This window comes from Micromonospora sp. B006, from assembly GCF_003408515.1.
In the GTDB taxonomy this organism is placed as follows: domain Bacteria; phylum Actinomycetota; class Actinomycetes; order Mycobacteriales; family Micromonosporaceae; genus Micromonospora; species Micromonospora echinospora_A.
This window is the reverse complement of the sequence record NZ_CP030865.1, coordinates 5534251-5553437: the sequence shown is the minus strand read 5'-3', so window position 1 is coordinate 5553437 and position 19187 is coordinate 5534251. Positions and strand designations below refer to the sequence as shown.

Below are 19187 nucleotides of genomic sequence, written 5' to 3'. Positions count from 1 at the left end.
TCACCGCCGCTTCGCGTTGGCGCGGTCCTGCAGGCCTTCGCCGAGCAGGCTGAACCCCAGGACGCAGACGAACAGGGCCAGACCGGGTGGGACCGAGGTCCACCACCGGCCGCCGACCACGTCCGCGGCGCCCAGGCTGATCATGGCCCCCCACTCCGCGTCGGGGATGCTGACGCCCAGGCCGAGGAAGGAGAGCCCGGCCAGGGTGAGCATCGCCCAGCCGCAGTTCAGCGGCGCGATCACCCGGACCGGGGTGAGGCTGTTGGGCAGCAGGTGCCGCCAGAGCACACCCACCGGCGACGCCCCGGAGGTGATCGCGGCGTCCACGAACGGCAGTTCCCGCAGCGTCCGCACCTCGGCGCGGACCAGCCGGGCGTACGCCGGCGCGTTCACCGCCGCGATCGTGATGATCAGGTTGATCGTGCCGTTGCCGAGCAGGGCGGCCACCGCCAGCGCCAGGATGAACGTGGGGAACGACTGGAAGATGTCGACCACCCGCATCAGCACGTCGTCGAGCCAGCCGCCGAAGTAGCCGGCGACCAGGCCGAGCAGCGTGCCCACGACCACCGCGAGCGCGACAGCGGCCAGGGCGATGCCCAGGTCGAGCCGGGCGGCGTAGAGCACCCGGCTCCAGATGTCCATGCCGTTGCCGTCGGTGCCGAGCAGGTGGTTGCCACCCGGCGCCACCAGGGTGTTCGCCGGGTCGATCTCGGTCTCGCCCCACGGGCTCAGCAGCGGCGCGAACACCGCCACCAGCGCCACCAGCGACAGGATGGTCGCACCGACGATGATCATTCGGCGGGCGAACCGGCTGTCCCGGTCGCCGCCGGCGACGACCACCGGCGTCTGTGCGGAGTCGCCGCTGACGGCGGCGCGCAACTCGGCCATCAGAGCCTCACTCTCGGGTCGAGGATCGCGTGGACCACGTCGGCGATGAGGAACACCAGCACGTAGCACAACGCGATGACCAGCACCGACGCCTGAACCACCGGGTAGTCCCGGTAGAGCAGGCCGCGCAGGGCCCACTGGCCGAAGCCCTGCCACGAGTACACGTACTCGACGAGCACTGTGGAGCCGATCGCCGTGCCGAAGACCAGCGCCGCCAGCGACGGCAGCCGGACCAGCGTCGCCCGCAGCAGGTAGCCGTAGTGCAGGGTCCGGTCGCGCAGCCCGTGCGCCTTCGCCGCGGCGTACGACTCCGAGTGCAGCACCTCGAGCGCGGAGGCCCGGACGCTGCGCAGCAGCGGCGCGACCACGCCGACCACGAGGGTCAGCACGGGCAGCACCAGGTACGCCGCGGCGGAGGCGATCGCCGGTCCGTTCGCGGTGAGCACGCCGTCGACCAGATCGGCCCCGGTGAGCGGGGTCAGGTCGGTGTCCGGGTCGACCCGCCCGTTCGGCGCCGGGAACCAGCCGAGGATGCTGTAGCCGACCAGCACCAGCACCAGGCCCAGCCAGAACTCGGGGATCGAGTTGCCGACCAGGGCGAACATCCGCACGCTGTGGTCACCGACCCGGTTGGCCCGCTTGGCCGACCAGATGCCCAGCACCGTCGCCACGACGAGCGCGATGCTCACGGAGATGACGACGAGTTCCAGGGTCGGCCCCACCCGGAGCGCCATCTCCGAGCCCACGGAGTTGCCACTCTGGATGGAGGTCCCGAAGTCACCGGTGACCAGTCCCCTGAGGTAGTCGAGGAACTGCTGCCACAGTGACTGGTCGAGCCCGAAGCGGGCCCGGGCGGCGGCGGCGTCCTCCTCGGTGGCGTTCTGCCCGAGGATGCTGCGGACGGGATCACCCGGCAGCACTCGGACCAGGAGGAACGCCAGGACGACCACTCCGAGCAGAACGGGGATCAGCTGGAGCAGTCGCCTGACGACGAAGCGGAAGATTCGCATGGGCGGTTGACGTTCCTAGGCCGACGCGCTCAGGTAGCGCAGGCGGGCGAGGCCGTCCATCGGCTGCACCCAGCCTGCGACGGCCTCCCGGACGGGCAGGTTGAAGTTGGGCTGGCAGATGACCACCCACGGCACGTCGGCGGCGAGGATCTCCTGGACCCGCTTCCAGAGCGCGTTGCGGGCGGCCGTGTCGACGGTGGTGTGCGACTTCTCGTAGATCTGCTCGATCTCCGGGTTGCTGTAGTTGGAGTAGTTGAGGTTGGCGCCCTTGACGAAGCTCGTGGCGAGCATGTACTCGACGTCGTCCACCCAGAGCTGCCCGGAGGTGATCTGCAGCGGGATGTTCTTCTTCGTCCGCCGCTCGCCCAGGGTGGCCGGGTCCAGCGGGGTCAGCTTGAGCCGGATGCCCGCCTTCGCCGCCTCGCTCTGCACCTGGACGGCGATCTTCTGCTGCTCCTCGTTGTCGGCCTCGAAGACCAGCTCGGAGTCGAGCGACGCCTTGCCGGCGGCGGCCATCGCGGCCTTCGCCTTGTCCAGGTCGTGGGTGAACGGGTAGCCGACCTCGTCGTAGCCGGGCATGTCCAGCGGCACGGGGCTCTTGGCCGCGCGGGCGTCGCCGCCGTACACGTTGGTGATGATCTGCTCGTAGGGCACCGCGTAGGCGAGCGCCTTGCGCACGTTCACGTCGTTGAACGGCGCCGCGGTGACCGACATCTGGATCGCGACCTGGCGGTTGCTGGCCGCCGAGATGACCTTGATGCCCGGGGTCTTCTTGAGGTCCTGGATGTCGCGCTGGCTGATGCCCAGCGCGATGTCGATGTCACCGGCCTGGAGCTGGAGCCGCTGGTTGGAGGCGGCCGGCACGACCGAGATCCGGATGGTCGGCGTCTTGGCCGGGTCCGGGCCCGGGTAGTCGGTGTTCGCGCTGAGCTCGATCTCCTGGCCCTGGGTGGCCTTGGCGACGTTGAAGTAGCCGCCGGTCGGCGGGTTCTTCGCGAACCACTCCTTGGCCCAGGGGTCGCTGGAGCTGGCGCGCTTCTTCGCCTCGACCGAGTCGAAGACGTACAGCGAGATCGCCTGGATCTGGCGGGTGAGCGCGCTCGGGAACGCCTGGTGGAACTCCACCGTGTAGTCGTCGACGACCTTGACCTGGTCGGCGCTGGTCAGGCCGATGGTGCGGTAGACGCCGGCGACGTTGGCCTGGGCGGCGAACGCGCGGTCCTTCGACCACTTCACGTCCGCGGCCTTCATCTCGTTGCCGCTGGCGAACTTCACGCCGCGGCGCAGCTTGAGCGTCCACACCTTCTGTTCGGCGTCGGGCTCGAAGGACTCGGCGAACGTCGGGGTGATGTTCTGGGTGTCGAGGATCTGGCTGCCGCCGGCGTTGGTGACGCCGTAGTCGATCAGGTACGGGAACACGTTCTTGTAGAGCATCAACGCGGTCAGGTCGAAGCCGACGAAGTCCTGGTCCCAGCTCGACAGGTAGCTGGAGACGGCGATGCGCAGCGTCTTGGCGGCGGCGCCGTCGGACTTGCCGTCCGTGGACTTGTTGCCGCTGTCCGCGGCGCAGGCGCTGGTGGCGAAGAGGAGCGCGACGCTGCCCCCCAGCTGCAGGACGCCGCGGCGGGAGAGCGCGGGCGAGGAGGCGCCCGGACGGGGTGAACGAGCCATGAAAAGTCCTCCTAGAAGCACGAGGCAGATGGCCCGAGCAGCGGACCTACCAGGAGTTCTACCGGATTTAGCAGCAGTGAACAATAGGGTGAACGTCGTTCACTGCTCCCTCACGGACTCGGCTTGATAACGCTCCCGAACTGCGGGACAACGCACGAACTGGCGTTCACACAAGTTCACACGACCGTTACGCAGGGCCCGTCCGCCATTGGCGTTGATCATGGAGTTGCGACCCCGGCAAGAGCCACGTCCGGGTCCTCGGAAGGGCCGCGAGCGCACGATCGGCGGGCGGAGAACCGGACGCGGAACGCCGATGACCCCGGGAGGGACACCCGGGGTCATCGTGCGCGCGGCCGGCCGCGCGGTTCAGGGGCGGGCGGTCTCCTCGGAGGCGCCGGTAATCATCGACACGATCTCGTTGCGGCTGGTCTCGGTGATGCCGCGGACGCCGACCTGGCGGACCCGGCGCAGCACCGCCACCCGGTCCGCGATCCGGAACACCTGGTCCAGGTTGTGGCTGACGACGAGCACGGCGGCGCCCCGCTCCCGCAGCCGCATGATGAGCTGCTCCACCTTGGCGGTCTCGGCCACGCCCAGCGCCGCCGTCGGTTCGTCCATCAGCACCAGGCCGCTCGCCCAGTGGGTGGCGCGGCAGATCGCCACCGCCTGCCGCTGGCCGCCGGACAGGTCCCGGATCGTCGCCTTCGCGCTGGGGATGCGTACGTCCAGCGCGTCCACCAGATCCTGGGTCTCCCGGGCCATCCGGCGCCGGTCGAGCAGGCGCAGCGGGCCACGGGTGAGTTCCCGGCCCAGGAACATGTTCATGTAGACCGGCTGCGAGTCGGCCAGCGCCAGGTCCTGGTAGACCACCTCGACGCCCTGCCGGCGGGCGTCGGAGGCGTCCCGGAACGTCACCGGCCGCCCGTGCATCTCCAGCTCACCCTCGGTGGGCTGGTACACGCCGGAGATGATCTTCACGAGGGTCGACTTGCCGGCGCCGTTGTCGCCGACCAGGGCGGTGATCTCCCCGGCGGCCAGTTCCAGGTCGAAGCGCTCGATCGCGACGACGCCGCCGAACTGCTTGCGGATGCCGCGCAACCGCAGCGCCGGGGCGCCCGCCCGGGTCGCGTCGTCCTTGTGGATGACGGTGCTCATCATGCCCTCCCTGCACTGCGAGCCGCCTGGTTGCCGGGGCCGTCGCCCGCGGCGATGTCGTCCAGCCCGATCGGCGCCGAACCGTCGCCGGCGTACACACCGGCCACGGCCGGAGCGCCGGACCGTACGCCGGTCACGCCCGCGGTGAGCGCCCGGGTGACGAACGCCTGCGGCCGGAAGCCGAACAGGACCGTGTCACCCGGAGCGCAACCCGGCGCCGCGGTGACGTCGGCCATCGCGTAGTAGTCGATCGCCTCCGGCGCGGGCATCTCCACGTCCACCAGGTACGCGTCGTCGAGACCACCGCCCCGGGGCACGATCAGCGCCCGGGTGCCGCCCAGGCCGAGCACCGGGTCGACGTAGAGGCCGCCGCCGAAGACGTACGCCCGGCCGTCCCACAGATGGGACACCTCGCTGACGTAGAGCACTGCGGGCTCCTCGACCAGGTCGGTCACCGCATGCCAGGGCGTCGTGCCGGTGAGCCCGTGGCCGGGCTCGACCTGCGTCACGCCCGCCTCGGCCAGCGTCGCCAGGATCGCCGTCGACGTCGTACCCGGGGCGTTGATCTCGACGTGGGACCGCCCGGCGGCGCGCAGCGCGGCGGCGGCGCGTTGCAGGGTGCCGAGGTTGGGCGTCGGCACCACCCGTCCGGCGGCCGTGTCGAACAACTGGGTCGGGAAGCTGGTGACACCGGCGAACCGGGCGCCGGGAAGGGCGTCGAGCCGGCCGGCGACCGCGACGATCTCGTCGGCCGCCCAGCCGCCCTCGTGGCCCCGGTAGAAGCGGTCGCCGGGCGCCGCGATCCGGGCGAGCAGCGCCTGCTCGCGACCGGCCGCCGCGCTCGCGGCCGCCGCCTCGGCGGCCTTGGTGTCGTTGAAGACCGTCCAGTACGCGGGCGCGAGCGCGGCGGCGACGGCCGCCTCGTGCCGGGGGATCTGCACCAGGTGGCCGAGGTGACCGATGCCGAGCCCGCCGTGCCGGTCGGCGAGCGCGCACTGCAGGTCGACGCCGACCGCCTCGGTGATGCCCGCGTCGCGGACCGTCCGGCAGAAGTCGGGGTTGCGCCCGACCTGCTTGGTCATCGCGTAGACCGAGAGCCCGAACCGGTCGGCCTCGTTCCGGATGGCGGCGGCGTTGGCCGCGACCGTGTCCAGGTCCAGCGCGTAGCAGTTGGCCGGCAGGTCACCACTGGCGTGCAGGCTCGCGGCGGCGGCCAGCAGGCCCGGGTTGCGGCGTCTCAGCAGGTCCAGAAACATGCGGTTGCTTCCTTCCGGGTCAGCTTCGCCGCTCGCGCAGCGAGAGGGAGACGGCCACCAGGATGATCACGCCGCGCGCCATCATCTGCTGGGACACGGACAGTCCGGCCAGGATCAGGCCGTTGTTGAGCATGCCCATCAGCAGGCTGCCCAGCACCGCGCCGATGATCGAGCCCTTGCCGCCGAAGAGGCTGGTCCCGCCCACGATCACGGCGGCGATCACGGACATCAGGTCGGCCTCGCCGAGGGTGTAGCGGGCGCCCTGGAGGCGTCCGGCGTACAGCAGGCCGGCCAGGGCGGCGCACATCGCGCTGCCCATCAGCACCATGATCTTGACGCGGATCACCTTGATGCCGCTGACCCGCGCCGCTGCCACGTTGTCGCCGATGGCGAGCGTGTGCGCGCCGTACCGGGTCTGCCGCAGCACCAGGTACCCGACCACCGCCGCCGCCACCGACCAGAGCACCAGCCCGGGGATGCCGAAGATCTCGCCCTGGCCGAAGAAGGACAGGAACGCGTCGTTGCTGACCGGCACCGACTGCAGGCCGGTGACCTCGCGGGCCAGGCCGGCCACCGCGCCCATGGTGGCGAGCGTGACCAGGAAGGAGGGCAGCCGGACGAGGGTGACGAAGACGCCGTTCACCAGGCCGACCGCCGCGCCGGCGGCGAGACCGGCGGCCACGCCCAGCAGCATGCTGTCGGTCTCGCGCAACGTCACCGCGCCGACCAGCGCGGAGAGCGCGACGACCGAGCCGATCGACAGGTCGATCTCGCCGGCGGCGAGCACGAAGACCAGCCCGACCGCCATGATCGTGATGGGCGCGGTCTGGATGACGATGTTCGTGAGGTTGCTCGTGGTCAGGAAGCCGTTGCCACCCTGGGTGATGGCGAAGAACAGGAACACGACCGCGAAGCCGATGTAGACCACGTAGTCGCGCCAGTTGATCCGGCGCCAGGCCGGGACGGCGCTGGTCTTCACCGCCGCATCGGTGTGGGTCATCTATCGTCCCTCCGCTGTCTGGAAAGAGGTGTTCCGGTCCGCCGGCTCGCCGTCGCGGACGCCGGCCTCCCGGCGGGCCACCGCGATGGCGCCGAGCAGGCCGGCCCGGTCGGCGAGCTGGCTGGTCTTGATCAACGGGACGTCCGCGCTCAGCGCGGCGACCCAGCGCCGGACCGGCTCGACGAGTTCGATCCGGGAGCCGATGCCGCCGCCCAGGATCACCGCCTCCGGGTCCAGGACGGCGGTGACCGCGACGACGGCCAGCGCGATCAGCCGGGCCTCCTCGTCGATGGCCGCCAGGGCGAGCGGATCGCCGGCCGCGGCCCGGTCGAAGACGTCGGGCACGCTCGCCTGCTCGCCGCTGACCGCCCGGTAGCGGGCGGCGAGGGCGGCGCCGGCGACTGCTTCCTCCAGCGCGCCCTTCACCTGGTTGCCCGGGTCGAACGGGTCGGTGCCCAGCGGCAGGTAGGAGATCTCCCCCGCCGCGCCGCGCGCGCCGCGGACCAGCTCCCCGTTCGACACGATGCCCATGCCGACACCGGTGCCGACCGCCACGAACACGAAGTGCCGGTGGGTACGCCCGCTGCCCAGCCACCGCTCCCCGGCGGCGGCCATGTTGACGTCGTTGTCCAGCACGACCGGATGCCCCAGGCGACGCGTCAGCTCGGCCCGGACGTCGAGGGCTTCGAGGTCGGAGACGTTCGGCGACAGCTCGATGGCGCCGGTCGACGGGTCGGGGACGCCGGGCAGGCCGATCGCGCTGGCCCGCACGTCGGACCAGTCGACACCGGCCCGGACGGCCAGCTCGCGCAGCAGCGTGTCGATCTGCGCGGCCACCGCCACCCCGCCCCGGGGGTCGGTCGGCTGCACCTGCTCGTTCACGATGAGACCGTCGAGGTTCGCCAGCGCGGCCCGCAGCTTGGTGCCGCCGAGGTCGACACCGGCGACGTGGCCGGACGGACGCGGATGCGCGGCCATCAGCCGACCGTCAGGAGTCGGGCCGGGTTGGCCGCCAGCATCTGGTCGATCGCCTCCGGCGGCACACCGAGGCGGGCGAGACCGGGCACGATCTCCCGGCCCAGGTACGAGTAGCCGAGCCGGCCGTGCGTGCGCGGGTTCAGGTACGCCTCCGCGCCGGTCAGGTCCATCGAGAGCAGGATCCGGTCGGCGTACCCGTCGCGGACCAGCCCGGCCAGCATGTCGAGCCGGGCGCGGTCGGGCCGGTGGTACGCCCGCTTGCCGAACTCGCCCTCCGGCGGGTTCTCCGGCAGCGGGGCGAGCACGAAGTCCCAGAACTGCTTGCCGAGCGTGTCGAAGGCGATGTTGACGCCGGTCGCCAGCACCGCCCGCAGGTAGTCCGGGTCGGGGTTGATGTCCAGGTGGCCGATGACGACGCGGGAGGGGTCCATCTTCTCCTCGCGCAGGATCTCGACCTGCTCCAGCGCCATGGTGCCGTGCGTGGTGTGCGTGTTCAGCGCCAGGCCGGTGGCGACGGCGGCGCGGGCGGCGGCGCGCAGGCACTTCTCCTCGTGCGCGGTGATCTCGTTCAGCCCGGTGGCCTGCTCGCCGAAGATGCCGACCTTGACGCCGGTGTCCCCGACGCCGACCGTGGCGTCGGCGACAAAGCGTTCCCGCATCTCGTCGACGCTCGCGGAGAGCGCCCAGCCGGGCGAGTACGGCTCCAGGTAGATCGCCGATCCGGCGACCACGTGCAGGCCGGTACGCAGCGCCACCTCACGCAGCAGCGTCACGTCGTGACCGACCACCTCGTACGGGGACAGGTCCACGATCGTGCCGAAGCCCAGCTCGGGCAGGTCGCGTACCGCCCCGGCGGCGAGGTCCGCGCGGTCGTCGGCGGCGCCACCGGACAGCCACGGCCCGGGCACCAGCGCACCGAGGTGCTCGTGACTCAGCACCCGGCCGAGCGACTCGGGAGGCACCGGTCCGAGGACTGTCTGGACGTACCCCATGTGCTTCTTCCTCTCGTCTCGCGGTGCTCGCGCACCCGGCGGTGGGCCGGGTCGCGCCCGGCGAGGTCCGGGGCCCGTTCGGGGAGGCCCCGGACCTCGCCGCCCGGCGTCAGTTGCCGAGCACCTCGGCCGGGGGCTCCTGGCCGTAGTCGTCGCGCCAGGCATCGGCGATGTTGTCCTTGGTCGCGGCCATCGGCGATCCGACGACCAGCTCCGGGGCCTTCTTGCCGAGCAGGCCGTACGCGGCGACGACGCCCAGGTTCTCGCCGAGTCGGGTCGAGCCGTTGGCGACGATGCCGGCGACGTTGCCGCCCTTGACCATGTCGGCGGCGAGGTTCGCCTCCAGGTCGTTCGTGACGATCTTGACGTCGGTGCGGCCCTGCTGCCGGGTCGCGGCGAGCACGCCCTCGGCGGCGGTGGCCCAGGCGACGTAGACGCCCTTGAGGTCGGCGTGGCGGGTCAGCATCGCGGTGGCGATGTCCTCGGTGCGCGCCGGGTCGGAGAACCCGGCCTCCTCGACGATCTCGATGTCCGGGTAGAGGTAGCCCAGCCAGTCCTTGAACGCCTTGTCCCGCTGGTTGGTGAACCAGAAGTCGGCGTCGTGGTAGACGTAGCCGACCTTGCCCTTGCCGCCGAGCGCCTTGCCGAGCATCTCCGCGTTGGCCTTGCCGAACGCGGTCAGGTCGGCGGTCACGATGCCGACGATCTGCTCCCCGGACTTGTAGTCCTTCGGCGGGGTGGTCATCACGACGAGCTTGACGCCGGCGTCCACGGCGGGCTTGAAGGCCGCGGCCGCCGCGGTCGGGTCGACGGCGATGGTGACGATCAGGTCGGGCTTGAGCGCCAGCACGGTCTGCACGTTGTTGGCCTGCCGGGCGGCGTCGAACTCGGCGCTGGTGCTGGCGACGACCTTGATGCCGAGCTGGTCGAACTCCTTGCGGACGCCGGACTCCACGGCCTTGGTCAGCGCCGAGCCCTCGTGCCAGACGAAGGCGGCGGAGTAGTTGCCGTCCTTGACCTTCTGCCGCTCCTCGTCGGTCAGCGAGAGCTGGTCGGCGGCGGTCGGCGTCTCGCCGCCGGGACCGACGAACGACAGGCTCGGTTCGGTACGCGGGCCGCTCGACGCGCCGCCGCTCCCGGAGGTCTCGTTCGAGCAGGCGCCGACCATGAGCGCCAGGGCGCAGAGCGCGCCGAGCGCGGCGCCACGTCTACGGCTGAGAATCATTGCTCTTCCCTTCACAGCAACGGGGTCCGGAACCGGGATTCCGGACTGACACGGGGGTCCGATGCGACCGGCACGGCACGTACGGGGGCACGCGCCGCCGTCCCTGGGGCCGGCGGCCTCTATTTCCGTTCAGGGTGAAAGTATTATCGCGGTCATCACACTCCGTCAAGAGTGCTGGTCAGAGATTCCTCCCACTCGCTCCGAGCCGCCTCCATAGCGCTTGACCTGGGCTTTTACGCCCGCACAGGGCTGCGGGAGGACGGGTTTCGATGTCCGCCAGGCACCGACGCCGGGTGACACGCCCCGGGTGGTTGCCGGGGAGGCGGTCCGGCTTTAACATTCGGGCGGAAAGAAAATCGGCGGAGGTGGGCGTGGAATCTCGAGCACCACGGGCGGCGAACCGGTCCACAGTGCTGGCCCACGTGCTGACCCACGGTCCGGTGAGCCGCACGGCCATCGGCCAGGAGACCGACCTCTCCCCCGCCACCGTGTCGCGGATCGTGGAGCAGCTGCTCGACGAAGGGCTGCTGACCGAGACCGACGGCGCGCCGACCACCAGCCGGGGACGGCGGGCGACCCAGGTCGCGATCGCCGCCGGACGCGGCGTGGTCTGCGGCGTCGACGTCGGCGGCTCCAACGTCCGGCTGGTGGTCGCCGATCTCGCCGCCCGGCCGCTGACCGGCCGAACAGTGCCCACACCCGCCCACTACGACGCGCCCCGGCTGGCCCAGTGGCTGGCCGACCTGATCATGCGGACCGTCGGCGCCGACCGGGAGCGGCTCGACTGCGTCGCGGTGGGCCTGCCCGGCGCCGTCCGGCAGGGCGACCGCGCCGTCTCCAACGCCCCGAACCTGCCCCAGGTGGAGGACCCGCTGTTCCTACGGCTGCTGGAGAAGCACCTGGGCGCCGCGGTCGAGGTCGACAACGACTCCAACTACGCGCTGCTAGGGGAGCTGCGCTTCGGCGCCGCCCGGGACGCGCAGACAGCGGTGATGCTCACCATCGGGGCCGGACTCGGCGCCGGCGTCGCCATCGACCGCCGGCTGTTCCGGGGCCGCAGCGGCCTGGTCGGCGAGTTCGGCCACCTGCCGGCCGGCCCGCTCGGCGCGCCGCTCGAACGGATCATCAGCGGGTCCGGCATCCTCGCCCGCGCCGGCGAGCTCGGCCTGTCGTTCGACAACGCGGCTGACGTGTTCCGCTCGGCCGACCCGCGCCTGGCGCCGGTCAAGCAGTACGTCGAGCAGGCGCTGCTGGTCGTCCTCACCGCGGCGGTGGTCGCCTACGAACCGGAGGTGATCGTCCTCGGCGGCGGCGTCTCCCACGCGCTCACACCCGACCTGGTCCGGCTGCGCGGCCGGCTGCACGAGATCGTGCCCGCCGCCGCGGCGACGGTGCACGGCGCGGAACTCGGTGACCTCTCCGGCGCGCTGGGCGCCGTGGTCGCGGCGCTGCACACGGCGTACCGGCGGCTCGGGCTCGCCGAGGCGGACCTCGCCCGCGTACCCCAGCCGGACGCCCTCGCCGGCTGCGACCTGCCGGCCCTGGCCGACCGCGCCTGAGCAGGCGGCAGCGTCCCCGCCGGGCGCTGCTGTGAGCGTTCACCCGGCGGCCGGCCCGCTCCCTCTCCGGAACCGACCGGTTGAACATGTTATCGATAACCTGCTATGTTCCGGCACGGGAGCGAAGGGCACGCTCCCCGTCACCCCCGCAATCGGCACGGCGCACGAGGGCCTCCTCGACGTCCGGCCGATCGGTGACCAGTCCGGGCCGCTCCGCCGATGCACGCCGACGCAGGCGGCCAACGGACGACTTCGGCCCCGGCCGCACGCGCGGCTCCGCGCCCTCTTCGCAGGCGACGTCGGCATCGACGGACGGTTCGGCCTGCACCACCACCCAGGGCAAGGAGTCCAGCAATGGCGAAACGAACATCCCTTCTCTCATCCATCGCCGCCGCGGCCGTGCTCCTCGCGGCGGCGGCCGGCGGCGCGCTCAGCGCCGACCTCGGCGAGACGGCGCAGGCGTCGACAAACGGCACGCTCGCGGCGACCGCCGGCTGCGGCAAGGCGCCGACGCTGTCCAGCGGCACGCGCACCATCTCCAGCGGCGGCCAGAACCGCAGCTACATCCTGCGCATCCCGGACGGGTACGACCGCAACCGCCAGTACCGGCTGATCTTCGGGTTCCACTGGCTGAACGGCTCGGCCAACAACGTCGCCTCGGCCGGTTACTACGGCCTGCTGCCGCTGTCGAACAACAGCACGATCTTCGTCGCGCCGCAGGGCATCGACAACGGCTGGGCCAACACCAACGGCCGGGACCTGACGCTGTTCGACGACATCTCCCGGCAGATCGAGAACGACCTCTGTGTGGACACGTCCCAGCGGTTCGCGCTCGGCTGGAGCTACGGCGGGGCGATGAGCTACGCGGTGGCCTGCGCCCGGCCCAACATCGTCCGCGCGGTCACCGTCATCTCCGGCGCCAACCTCAGCGGCTGCAACGGCGGCACCCAGCCGGTCGCCTACTTCGGCATCCACGGCATCTACGACAGCGTCCTGAACATCTCCATGGGCCGGTCGCTGCGCGACACGTTCGTCCGCAACAACGGCTGCACCGCGCAGAGCCCGCGCGAGCCGAGCCGGGGCAGCCTCACCCACATCACCACCACGTACTCCGGCTGCCGCGAGGGCTACCCGGTGCAGTGGGCCGCGTTTGACGGCGACCACACCCCCAGCCCGGTCGACGGGTCGTCCAGCCCGAACGACTCCCGGACCTGGACCTCGGGGGAGATCTGGCGGTTCTTCAGCCAGTTCGCGTCCACCACGCCGCCGACCACGGTGCCGCCGACCACCGTGCCGCCGACCACCGTGCCGCCGACCACGCCGCCGGTCACCACCGCGCCGCCCACGACTCCGCCGGTCACGACGCCGCCGCCGGGTGAGCCGGGCGCGTGCACCGCGACCTACCGGACCGTGAACACCTGGCCGGGCGGCTACCAGGCCGAGGTCACGGTGGCCAACAACGGCGCCACCACGCTCAACGGCTGGACCGTACGCCTGACCCTGGCCTCCGGCCAGGCGATCAGCAGCCTCTGGAACGGCGTCAACACCGGCACCTCCGGCTCGGTGTCGGTCCGCAACGCCGACTACAACGGCACGGTCGGCGCGAACGGCTCGACGACGTTCGGGTTCACCGCCACCGGAAACGGGGCCACCGCGCCCAGCGGTGTCAGCTGCACCAGTCCCTGATCCCGCCGGACCCGCGGATCCCCGCACGGGGAGCCGGGCCGGGGTGGCATCTCGCCGCCCCGGCCCGGCACCAGCCGGAACAGCCGATGTCCCGTCGGACGGCGGGATGTGCTCTAATTAACACTGGTCGATGTTTGCGCTAACATCAACGACTCCGGCGGCCACCACCACCGACACCTCGGAGCCGTTGCGCCACCACTGTTAGCGTTGACACCGACGGCCACCCACAACTCGTGAGGCACCGTCCGGACGTCGGGTGCCCGCGCGTACCCGAGGAGCCGTCATGGTGATCCCCCGTCCCCGGCCCGTCCGATCCGGGCCATCGCGTCTTGCTGTTCCCGCCCTGGTTCTCGCCCTGGCCGCCACCGGCGGCGGCCTGACACTCACCGCGAGCCCCGCACAGGCCGCCACCACGATCACCGTCAACGGCGCCTCCGGCGGCCAGACGTTCGACGGCGTGGGCGCGGTGAGCGGTGGCGGCGGCAACAGCCGACTGCTGATCGACTACCCGGAGCCGCAGCGCGGGCAGATCCTGGACTATCTGTTCAAGCCCGGATACGGCGCCGCGCTGCAGATCCTCAAGGTCGAGATGGGCGGCGACACCAACTCCACCAGCGGCTCCGAGCCGAGCCACGAGCACGTCCGTGGCGATCTCAACTGCAACCGCGGCTACCAGTGGTGGATCATGGAGCAGGCCAAGGCCCGCAACCCCGCCATCAAGCTGGCGGCCCTGCCGTGGGGCGCTCCCGGGTGGATCGGCAACGGCAACTTCATGTCCCAGGACATGATCAACTACTTCGTGGACTGGCTGGGCTGCGCGCGGCAGCACAACCTGACCATGGACTACATCACCGCCGCCCAGAACGAGAAGCGGACGGACGCGAACTGGACCATCAGCCTGCGCCAGGCGCTGAACGCCAACGGCTACAGCGGCGTGAAGATCATCTACGGGGACGACTACCCCGGTAGCTGGGGCCCGGCCAACGCCGTCGCCAGCAACGCCACGCTGCGCAACAGCATCGACGTGCTCAGCGGCCACTACCCGTGCGGCTACCTCAGCGCGCAGACCACCTGCACCGTGTCGTCGACAGCCACCTCCACCGGCAAGACGCTGTGGAACAGCGAGGGCGGCTCCCAGGACTACAACGACGGCGCCAAGCCGCTGGCCCGCGGCATCAACCGCGGCTACATCGACGGCCGGATGGTCGCGTACCTCAACTGGGACCTGATCGCCGCCATCACGCCGAACCTGCCCTGGTCCACTGTCGGGCTGATCCTGGCCAACCAGCCCTGGTCCGGCTGGTACTCGGTCGGCAAGAACACCTGGGCGCTGGCGCACACCACCCAGTTCACCGCGCCCGGCTGGCGCTACCTGGACTCGGCCTCGGGCTACCTGGGCGGCAACCGCAACACCGGCAGCTACGTGTCGCTGCGCTCGCCGACCACCGGCGACTACAGCACCGTCGTCGAGACCATGGACGCCACCGCCGCCCAGCAGGTCACCATGAACATCACCGGCGGGCTGTCCACCGGCCAGGCGCACATCTGGGCCACGAACCTGAACTCGACCAACCCGAACGACTTCTTCGTCCGCACCGCGGACGTCACCCCGTCGGGCGGGTCGTTCTCGTTCACCGCCCAGCCCGGTTACCTCTACACGGTCACCACCACGACCGGGCAGGGCAAGGGCACCGCCACCAGCCCCGCCCAGGGCTCGCTGGGCCTGCCGTACCGCGACGACTTCGACAGCTACGCCAGCGGGCGGTTCCCGAAGTACCTCCAGGACATGCAGGGCGCGTTCGAGATCGTCGGCTGCGGCGGCGGCCGGTCCGGCATGTGCCTGCGCCAGATGTCCGCGCAGGCGCCCATCACCTGGAAGACCCTCGCCGACCCGGCGACCTACGGCGGGAACCTGAGCTGGGGCAACTACACGGTCTCCGCCGACATCCTGCTCGAACAGTCCGGCTACGCCCAGATCCAGGGCCGCGTCGGCAGCACCAACCTGGACCCGATCGGCCGCTACAACGCCTACTTCCTGCGGGTCACCGACGCCGGCGCGTGGTCCATCCTGCGCAACAACACCGCCGGACAGCTCACCACGCTGCGCAGCGGGAACGTCGCCGCCCTGGGCACCAACCGCTGGCACAGCCTCGCGCTCGGCTTCGCCGGCACCACCATCACCGCCACCATCGACGGCACGACGGTGGGCACGGCCACCGACTCCACCTTCGGCTCCGGCCAGGTCGGCTTCGGCACCAGCCAGGGCGAGACCGCGCAGTTCGACAACCTGTCGGTGGTCGCCGGCCCGGGCGGCAACCCCGGCGGTACGAGCGGCGCGTGGCTCAACCCCAACTCCAGCCGGTGCCTCGACGTGCCGAACCAGTCCCAGACCAACGGCACGCAGGTGACGTTGTGGGAGTGCAACGGCGGGACCAACCAGCAGTGGACGGCGACGTCGGGCCGGCAACTCCAGGTGTACGGGAGCAAGTGCCTCGACGCCGAGGGGCAGGGCACCTCGTCCGGCACCCGGGTGATCATCTGGGACTGCAACGGCGGCACCAACCAGCAGTGGAACGTCAACACCGACGGCACGATCACCGGCGTCCAGTCCGGACTGTGCCTGAGCCCGAACGGCGGCGGGACCGGCAACGGCACCTCCATCGTCCTGTCCGCCTGCACCGGCGCGAACAGCCAGAAGTGGAGCCGGGCGTGACGGCCCGACCCTCGCCGACCACACCCATCCGCCGCGGCGCGGCCTACCCCGGGAGAAGACCTGTGACGTCAACGCTATGGAGAACCGACCGCCGGACCAGACGATGGCTCGCACTGGCGGTGACCCTGCTCGCCCTGCTCGGGCTGGCCCCGGCCATAGCCGGCGGGCTGAACCCGACCGCCGCCCGAGCGGACAACCCGATCGTGCAGACCATCTACACGGCCGACCCGGCCCCGCTCGTGTACAACAACCGGGTCTACCTGTACACCGGCCACGACGAGGACAACTCGACCTGGTTCACCATGAAGGAGTGGCGGGTCTACTCGTCCGACGACATGGTGAACTGGACCGACCACGGATCGCCGCTCAGCCTCGCCACGTTCAGCTGGGCCAAGCAGGACGCGTGGGCCGGCCAGGCGGTCCACCGCAACGGCAAGTTCTACTGGTACGTGCCGATGGTCGTGCGGGCGACCGGCCAGATGGGCATCGGGGTGGCGGTGGCGGACAGCCCCACCGGGCCGTTCCGGGACGCCATCGGGCGCCCGCTGGTGAGCAACGGCGAGATCGACCCCACCGTGTTCATCGACGACGACGGCCAGGCGTACCTGTACTGGGGCAACCCCCGCCTGTGGTACGTCAAGCTGAACGCGGACATGATCTCGTACTCGGGCAGCCCGACCCAGATCCCGCTGACCGCGGCGGGCTTCGGGGCGCGGACCGGTGACGCGAACCGGCCGACCCTCTACGAGGAGGGTCCGTGGGTGTACAAGCGCAACGGCCTCTACTACATGGTCTTCGCGGCCAAGTGCTGCTCGGAGTTCATCGCCTACTCGACCGCGCCCGGGCCGCTGGGACCGTGGACGTACCGCGGCACCGTCATGCCCACCCAGGGCAGCAGCTTCACCAACCACCCCGGGATCACCGACTACAAGGGCGGCTCGTACTTCTTCTACCACAACGGCGCACTGCCCGGCGGCGGCGGTTTCACCAGGTCGGTGGCCGTGGAGAAGTTCTCCTACGGCGCCGACGGCTCGATCCCGACGATCAACATGACCACCACCGGCGCGCCGCAGATCGGCACGCTCAACCCGTACATCCGGCAGGAGGCCGAGACGAGCGCCTGGGCGTCCGGCGTGGAGACCGAGCCGGCCAGCGGCGGCGGGATGAACGTCGGCTTCATCGACAACGGCGACTACCTGAAGATCAAGGGCGTCGCCTTCGGGACCGGCGCGACCTCGTACACCGCCCGGGTGGCCTCCGCGGGCAGCGGCGGCACCATCGAGCTGCGGCTGGACGGGACCAGCGGCCCGGTGGTGGGCACCTGCCGGGTGTCCGGCACCGGCGGCTGGCAGACCTGGGCCGACACGACCTGCGCGGTCAGCGGCGCCACCGGCACCCACGACCTCTACCTGCGGTTCACCGGCGGCAGCGGCTCGCTGTTCAACATCGACCACTGGCGGTTCACCCCCGCCGGGAGCACGCCGCCGCCCACCGAGCCGCCGACCACCACGCCGCCGCCGATCGATCCCCCGCCGACCACCCAGCCGCCCACCACGCCGCCGCCGAGCGGTGACGCCTGCACCGCCACCTACCGCACCACGAACTCCTGGTCGGGCGGCTTCCAGGCCGAGGTGACCGTCACGGCCGGCGCCGCGGCGCTCAACGGCTGGTCGGTGCGGTGGAACCTGGCCGGTGGCCAGAGCATCAACCAGGTCTGGAGCGGCACGCTGAGCACCAGCGGCTCCACCGCGACCGTCAGCAACGCCGCGTACAACGGCTCGGTGCCCGCGTCCGGCTCCACCACGTTCGGCTTCATCGCCAACGGCTCGCCCACCACCCCGTCCCTGACCTGCACCACCCCGTGAGAGGAGCAGTCATGCGTACCACTGTGCGGAGATGGCTCACCGCGGGCGCCGCGCTCGCCGTGCTGGCGGCCGGTGTGCTGACGGCGACCGGACCGGCGGCCGCCGAGTCCAACGGCGGCACCCGGGTGATGCCGCTCGGTGACTCCATCACCGAGGGCACCCAGGTGCCGGGCGGCTACCGGATCGGCCTGTGGCAGCGGCTGGCCGGCGGCGGCTACCGGGTCGACCTGGTCGGCTCCCAGTTCAACGGGCCGGGCAACCTCGGCGACCACGACCACGAGGGCCACCCCGGCTGGCGCATCGACCAGATCGACGCCAACATCACCGGCTGGCTGAACGCCTACCAGCCGCGCACCGTGCTGCTGCACATCGGCACCAACGACATCCTGCAGAACTACAACGTCTCGACCGCGCCGAACCGGCTCTCCTCGCTCATCGACCGCACCACCGCCACGGCGCCGAACGCGGACGTGTTCGTCGCGCAGATCATCCCGCTCGCCAACTCCGGCCAGGCGGCGGCGGTACGCACGTTCAACGCCGCGCTGCCCGGCATCGTGCAGTCGAAGGTGAACGCCGGCAAGCGCGTCCACCTGGTCGACCAGTACTCGGCGCTGACCACGGCCGACCTGATCGACGGAATCCACCCGACCGCCACCGGCTACGACAAGATGGCGGCGGTCTGGTACCGCGCGTTGCAGTCGGTGTCCGGCAGCATCGGCACCCCCGGCAGCGGCGGCGGCACGTACCAGAACGTGCAGCTCGTCGGCGCCGGCTCGGGCCGGTGCCTGGACGTGCCGAACGGCAGCACCACCAACGGCACCGCCGTGCAGTTGTACGACTGCTGGGGCGGCACGATGCAGCGCTGGACCTACACCTCGGCCAAGGAGTTGCAGGTGCTCGGCAACAAGTGTCTCGACGCCAGCGGACGGGGCACCGCGAACGGCACAAGCGTGATCATCTGGGACTGCAACGGCCAGCCCAACCAGCAGTGGAACCTCAACGCCAACGGCACGATCAGCGGCGTCCAGTCCGGGCGCTGCCTGGACGCGGCGGGCTACGGCACCGCCAACGGGACGAGGATCAACCTCTGGGACTGCCACGGCGGCACCAACCAGCAGTGGAGCGCGCGCGCCTGACCGGCACGCGACGGGCTCCCCGGCGAACCACACCGCCGGGGAGCCCGCCGGGC

Annotated in this window: 14 protein-coding genes; 5 read left to right on the top strand and 9 right to left on the bottom strand. The window is 71.2% G+C overall.

What is annotated here, in order from left to right:
• The 9 genes from MicB006_RS24915 to MicB006_RS24875 all read right to left on the bottom strand — a co-directional run bounded on the left by MicB006_RS24915 (position 1) and on the right by MicB006_RS24875 (position 10175).
• On the bottom strand, positions 1–888 hold the full coding sequence (locus tag MicB006_RS24915) for an ABC transporter permease (protein WP_116509373.1): 888 nt from the start codon (positions 886–888) through the stop codon (positions 1–3).
• Complete coding sequence (locus tag MicB006_RS24910; protein ID WP_073827348.1) at positions 888–1898, bottom strand: ABC transporter permease; 1011 nt, start codon at positions 1896–1898, stop codon at positions 888–890. Before MicB006_RS24910 ends, MicB006_RS24915 begins: the two co-directional genes overlap by 1 nt.
• A 15-nt stretch (positions 1899–1913) precedes the next feature.
• Positions 1914–3569, bottom strand: coding sequence for an ABC transporter substrate-binding protein (locus MicB006_RS24905; RefSeq protein ID WP_116509371.1), 1656 nt, complete (start codon positions 3567–3569; stop codon positions 1914–1916).
• A 366-nt stretch (positions 3570–3935) separates the two neighbouring features.
• The gene (locus tag MicB006_RS24900) at positions 3936–4724 is read right to left on the bottom strand and encodes an ATP-binding cassette domain-containing protein (RefSeq protein ID WP_116509369.1); all 789 of its coding nucleotides are present in this window, start codon (positions 4722–4724) and stop codon (positions 3936–3938) included.
• Positions 4724–5980: an alanine racemase gene (locus MicB006_RS24895; RefSeq protein ID WP_116509367.1), complete on the bottom strand. Its 1257-nt coding sequence runs from the start codon at positions 5978–5980 to the stop codon at positions 4724–4726. Before MicB006_RS24895 ends, MicB006_RS24900 begins: the two co-directional genes overlap by 1 nt.
• A gap of 19 nt (positions 5981–5999) precedes the next feature.
• Positions 6000–6980: an ABC transporter permease gene (locus tag MicB006_RS24890; RefSeq protein ID WP_073827344.1), complete on the bottom strand. Its 981-nt coding sequence runs from the start codon at positions 6978–6980 to the stop codon at positions 6000–6002.
• A complete protein-coding gene (locus tag MicB006_RS24885) occupies positions 6981–7958 on the bottom strand; it encodes an ROK family protein (RefSeq protein WP_116509365.1) in 978 nt (325 codons plus the stop codon). It abuts the gene before it with no gap.
• Positions 7958–8950 carry a phosphotriesterase gene (locus tag MicB006_RS24880; protein WP_116509363.1) on the bottom strand — a complete coding sequence of 331 codons (993 nt, stop codon included), beginning with the start codon at positions 8948–8950 and terminating at the stop codon, positions 7958–7960. Before MicB006_RS24880 ends, MicB006_RS24885 begins: the two co-directional genes overlap by 1 nt.
• A 109-nt stretch (positions 8951–9059) precedes the next feature.
• On the bottom strand, positions 9060–10175 hold the full coding sequence (locus MicB006_RS24875) for a substrate-binding domain-containing protein (RefSeq protein WP_116509361.1): 1116 nt from the start codon (positions 10173–10175) through the stop codon (positions 9060–9062).
• A 371-nt stretch (positions 10176–10546) separates the two neighbouring features.
• Here MicB006_RS24875 and MicB006_RS24870 point away from each other — a divergent pair, with 371 nt between their 5' ends.
• From MicB006_RS24870 to MicB006_RS24850, 5 genes are all read left to right on the top strand, one after another.
• Positions 10547–11734: an ROK family transcriptional regulator gene (locus tag MicB006_RS24870; RefSeq protein ID WP_116509360.1), complete on the top strand. Its 1188-nt coding sequence runs from the start codon at positions 10547–10549 to the stop codon at positions 11732–11734.
• Positions 11735–12088: 354 nt separating this feature from the next.
• Positions 12089–13420: a cellulose binding domain-containing protein gene (locus MicB006_RS24865; protein WP_116509358.1), complete on the top strand. Its 1332-nt coding sequence runs from the start codon at positions 12089–12091 to the stop codon at positions 13418–13420.
• Between the two features lie 283 nt (positions 13421–13703).
• A complete protein-coding gene (locus MicB006_RS24860; RefSeq protein WP_116509356.1) occupies positions 13704–16133 on the top strand; it encodes a ricin-type beta-trefoil lectin domain protein in 2430 nt (809 codons plus the stop codon).
• 125 nt (positions 16134–16258) lie between these two features.
• Positions 16259–17998 (top strand): family 43 glycosylhydrolase, encoded by a 1740-nt coding sequence (locus MicB006_RS24855; protein WP_225980846.1) that lies wholly within the window; start codon positions 16259–16261, stop codon positions 17996–17998.
• A gap of 11 nt (positions 17999–18009) precedes the next feature.
• Positions 18010–19134, top strand: coding sequence for a ricin-type beta-trefoil lectin domain protein (locus MicB006_RS24850; protein ID WP_116509353.1), 1125 nt, complete (start codon positions 18010–18012; stop codon positions 19132–19134).
• Positions 19135–19187: the final 53 nt, after the last annotated feature.